Genomic DNA, 4488 nt, shown 5'->3' on the forward strand with positions numbered 1-4488 from the left:
GCCTGACCCCCGACGCACTAACGGAGATACCCACTAGTCGGTGGGCTCGACCCGGTCGGCGTGACCGAGCGACCTCCCCGGAGCGACGAGATCTCTGACAGCCCGCTTCAGTTCGGTGATCTCGGGGAATCCGCCATCCCTCTTGCGGTTCCAGACCTGCTCGTCGCCGACATCGATCCGGAACGTGCCGCCGGTGGCAGGCACGAGCGCGATCTCGCCGATCTCGCTCTCGAAAGTCTGGAGAAGCTCGCCCGCGTACCACTGGGCGCGGAGCATCCACCGGCACTGCGTACAGAAGGTGATGGCGATCCGGGGAGACGGCATACCGCCCACAGTGCCACAGGTGGACTGACCGGTATCAGCGCTGGGCGGGCTCCGCCTGCTCCGGATGCTCCTCGTACATCGAGTCGATCTCCTCGACGCTCCTGCCGGTGGTCTCGATGCGGAACAGCCACGTGATGAGAGCCCCGAGCAGGGATGTCCCCACCAGGATCGCCAGGACTGCGCTGGTTCCCCAGGCGACCAGAAGGATCGGGAACAGGAACGAGGTCAGCACCGCACCCGACTTGGCGATGGACGCCGCCATGCCGGCACCCGTCCCGCGCAGTGCGTTCGGGAACACCTCCCCCGCCACCACATAGGTCATCGAGTTGGGCCCGAGGTTGGTCATGAACTGGAACAGGATGAAACCGGCAAAGACGAGCACCGTCTGCACCGACCCGTGGGCGAGGGTGGACGACGCGGCGATCGCCAGCCCGGTCGCGCAGCCGAGGAACCCCAGCATCTGCAACCGCATTCGACCCCACCGGTTGACCAACACGATGGCGACCAGGATGCCCACCAGGAGGAAGACGTCGATGAGGGCGGCCCCCTTGGCGCCGAGCAGATCCTTGTGGATGATGGCCGACGACGAGGACCCGCTACTGGCGACGTTCCCGAGCGTGGTCGCGATGATCGTCGGCGTGAAGATGCCGATGCCGTAGGTGCTCAGATTCTGGAGGAACCACGGCACCGATGCCAGGATGGTCGACCGACGCCACGGGGCCGCGAACAGCGCGCGGACGTCCTTGGTCTCCGCCTCGTCCGCGCCCCGGTCTGCCGAGAGTGTCACGACCGAGGGGTACTGCGGCGTGCGATCGAGGAGCTTTCTGAGTTCGACCTCGGCCTCCGCGTGGCGACCGACGTTCGCGAGCCAGTGCGGGCTCTGGACGATGAACAACCGGCCGACGGCGACGAGTGCCGCCGGCACCACGACGACGCCGAACATCAGCCGCCAGGAGTCGAGCGAGTCGGTGGTGCTGAGGATCGCGACACCGACCAGGGTCCCCGCCACGGCCCCTACCGCCTGGAACGCGAACGCCGACAGCACCAGTCTTCCGCGGCCGGCGGTGGACTGCGTCTCGGAGATCATCGCGTGCGCGGTCGGGTAGTCGCACCCCAGAGCGGTGCCCATCCCGAACAGGCACACCAGGAACACGGCGAACCCGGGCGCCACGGTGGCGCCGAGCAGGAACACGGTGAACAGCACCATCTCGATGAGGAACATCTGTCTGCGGCCGAACCGGTCCGAGAGCCCACCGAGCGCGGTGGCGCCGACCATGATCCCGGCCAGAGGCGCCGCGGTGAGGAGACCGGTCTCCACGGCAGAGAGGGACCAATAGGCGGTGATCAGGGGCAGCGCCACCCCGATGAGGAACACGATCAGCCCCTCGAAGAACTTCCCCGCCGAGGCGAGCCACCAGATCCTGCCCTGCATGCTCGTCATGCCGCCGGCGACCGCGGGGGTGCCGTCCCGCCAGCGGGGGGTCTCGTCGATGTATCGCTGAACCGTCGAGGGGGTCCCGGTTAGTCGTCGCCCTCGGACGCGGGTATCGCCATGACGCAGAACATTACTCAGGCGCGTCCGCGCGAATCGTGGTGGTGGTGAACCCCGTGTTAACGATCGGGGCCACTGCCCTCAGACGCCCGCGCCCAGCTCCACGAGCAACACCCCGCCGGCGATCAGGACGATCCCCGCACCCATCAACGGCGTGAGGGGTTCGCGGAAGAGCAGTCGGCTCAGGACCGCGGCCAGGGCCACGCCGGCGGCCGTCCAGATCCCGTAGGCGACCCCCAGCGGCATCCCCTCGGCCAGCGTCAGGGAGAGGAACACGAAGGCCACCAGGTAGCCGGGCACGACGGCGGCGTACCACCGCGCGTTGTCGACGGCCATCCGGAGCGAGAGCGTCGCGGCGAGCTCGAAGGAGATCGCGACGGCGAGATAGGCCCAGGCCATCAGCCGGCCCCCTCGGCGCGTGACCGGGCGCGCTGGGATCCCAGTTCGACGCACAACACCCCGGCGATGATCACCGCGATGCCCGCGATCATCAGCGGGGTCAGCGGCTCGTGGTAGATCAGGGACGACAGGCCCGCCGTCAGGGCGACGCCGGAGGCCCCCCAGATGCCGTACGCCACCCCGAGCGGCACGCCCGCCCGCAGGGTGAGGGCCAGGAAGGCGAACGCGCCCACGTACCCGACGGCCACCATCGCGTAGAGCGCGGGCGTGGTGAGCGCCCCCTTCAGTGAGAGCGAGCCCGCCACCTCGAGGGCGATCGCCGCGGCGAGGAACAGCCACTTGCCGCCCACATCAGTGTTCATCGGTCGCCGTTCCTCCAGCAAATGACGGATGTCCCGGGCCATCTGACTCGATGGTCCGGGACATCTCTCCGTGGAGCTAAGGGGAATCGAACCCCTGACCTTCTCGATGCGAACGAGACGCGCTACCAACTGCGCTATAGCCCCCCGGCACCCTCGCGGGCGACGGTGCCGCCCTCTCGAGCAGCGAGGGATACCTTACCAGCACGTCCGGGCGACCGACCAAACCGGGAGGCCGGGAGGCCTCATGAGCTCGCGGTGTGCGTGTGCATCCGCACCCCGTCGTCGTTGAAGATGCTGATCACCTGCGCCGGCCGCGCCCCGGCGGCCGACAGACTGTGCGGGATCTTGGTGTCGAACTCCGCTGCCTCACCCCGGGTCAGGATCAACTCCTGGTCGCCCAGGACCAGGCGCAACTTCCCGGACAGGACGTAGAACCACTCGTAGCCGTCGTGGACCCGGGGTTCGGGCGCGGTGCTCGCCGGCGGGTAGGTGATCTTGTAGGTGCCCACCGATGATCCCTCGGGGGCCAGGGGCGCGATCACCATCCCGTCCCGGTGGACCACGGGACGCCGCACCCTCGGGTCGACCGTCGTCGGGGCCACCAGATCGTCGAGGCTGATCCCCAACTGGCGGGTGAGCGGGAGGAGCAGCTCGAGGCTGGACTGTCGTTTGCCCGATTCGAGACGGGAGAGCGTGCTGGCCGACATGTCCGCGCGCTCGGCCAACTGGTCCAGGGTCCAGCCCTTGCTGTGGCGGTACGCCCGCAATCGCGTCCCGACCTGCCTGAGTTCCTCCGTCACACGCAACTCCTTGCCAATAGTGCAAATCTCCTTGCAGTTTACGCATACCAGGCGTGAACTGTTGTCATGCACACGAACAAGGACATCGAGGAACACTGGGACGCCATCGTGATCGGCGGCGGGGCCGCGGGGCTGTCGGCGGCGCTGATGCTGGGCCGGGCGCGCCGCCGCGTGCTCGTCGTCGACGCCGGCGAACCGCGCAACCGCTTCGCCGCACACATGCACGGCGTCCTCGGCCACGAGGGGATGGATCCGCTCGAGCTGCTCCGCCGGGGCCGCGAGGAGCTCCGCGAGTACGACGTCACGGTGCGGACGGGGTCCGTGACCGTGGTCCGCGACAGCGGGGTCGACAGTGGGGTCGACAGTGGGGTCGACAGTGGGGTCGACATCGGGGGGAACGACGTGGCCGGGGCCGGCCTCACCGTCGAGTTCGCCGACGCGGCGCCCGCGACGGCACGCGCCCTGGTCGTCGCGTCCGGACAGACCGACGAGCTGCCGGACATCCCCGGCCTGCAGGAGTTCTGGGGCACGAGCGTCCTCCACTGCCCCTACTGCCACGGCTGGGAGGTCCGCGGCCGCAGGATCGCGGTGCTGGGCACCACGGCCATGTCAGCGCATCAGGCGCAACTCGTGCGCCAGTGGACCGATGACCTGGTGTTCCTCACCGCCGGTAGCGGTGCACCCGATGCCGACGTGGCCACCCGACTGCGGGCCCGCGGCGTGCGGCTCGAGGCGACTCCCGTCGACCGGGTCCTGACCGAGAACGGGCGACTGAGCGGCGTCCGTCTGGAGGACGGACGGGAGATCGCACTCGACGCGATCTTCGCCGCACCGGCGGCGCGGCCGCACGACCGGTTCCTCGACGGGCTCGACCTGGAGCGGACCACCACCCCGATGGGCACGGCCCTGGCGGTGGATCAGTTCGGCGCGACGACCCATCCGCGCATCTGGGCGGCGGGCAACGTCGCCAACCCGGGCGCGACCGTGCCCGTGTCCATGGCCGCGGGGTCGATGGCCGGCGGGATGGTCAACATGATGCTGGTCAACGAGG

The 4488-nt window shown here is 69.2% G+C and carries 6 protein-coding genes and 1 tRNA gene; 1 reads left to right on the forward strand and 6 read right to left on the reverse strand.

Features of this window, described 5'->3' with window-relative positions; genetic code table 11:
* Positions 1-33 precede the first annotated feature (33 nt).
* The 6 genes from G6022_RS11375 to G6022_RS11400 form a co-directional block, all read right to left on the reverse strand.
* Positions 34-324, reverse strand: a complete 291-nt coding sequence (locus G6022_RS11375; RefSeq protein WP_182615351.1) for a SelT/SelW/SelH family protein — start codon at positions 322-324, stop codon at positions 34-36.
* 34 nt (positions 325-358) lie between these two features.
* Positions 359-1765, reverse strand: coding sequence for an MFS transporter (locus G6022_RS11380; protein ID WP_182638887.1), 1407 nt, complete (start codon positions 1763-1765; stop codon positions 359-361).
* 192 nt (positions 1766-1957) lie between these two features.
* On the reverse strand, positions 1958-2275 hold the full coding sequence (locus G6022_RS11385; RefSeq protein ID WP_179525828.1) for an SMR family transporter: 318 nt from the start codon (positions 2273-2275) through the stop codon (positions 1958-1960).
* Entirely contained in the window at positions 2275-2637 is a 363-nt protein-coding gene (locus tag G6022_RS11390) for an SMR family transporter (protein WP_182610614.1), read from the reverse strand. Before G6022_RS11390 ends, G6022_RS11385 begins: the two co-directional genes overlap by 1 nt.
* Before the next feature lie 71 nt (positions 2638-2708).
* Positions 2709-2781: transfer RNA gene (locus G6022_RS11395), tRNA-Ala, on the reverse strand.
* 98 nt (positions 2782-2879) lie between these two features.
* Positions 2880-3437 carry a cupin domain-containing protein gene (locus tag G6022_RS11400; protein ID WP_182615356.1) on the reverse strand — a complete coding sequence of 186 codons (558 nt, stop codon included), beginning with the start codon at positions 3435-3437 and terminating at the stop codon, positions 2880-2882.
* 66 nt (positions 3438-3503) lie between these two features.
* Here G6022_RS11400 and G6022_RS11405 point away from each other — a divergent pair.
* Positions 3504-4488: NAD(P)/FAD-dependent oxidoreductase (locus G6022_RS11405; protein ID WP_182691598.1), on the forward strand; the 985-nt coding region annotated here is incomplete at its 3' end.

The organism is Dietzia sp. Cai40 (assembly GCF_014145165.1).
GTDB lineage: Bacteria > Actinomycetota > Actinomycetes > Mycobacteriales > Mycobacteriaceae > Dietzia > Dietzia natronolimnaea.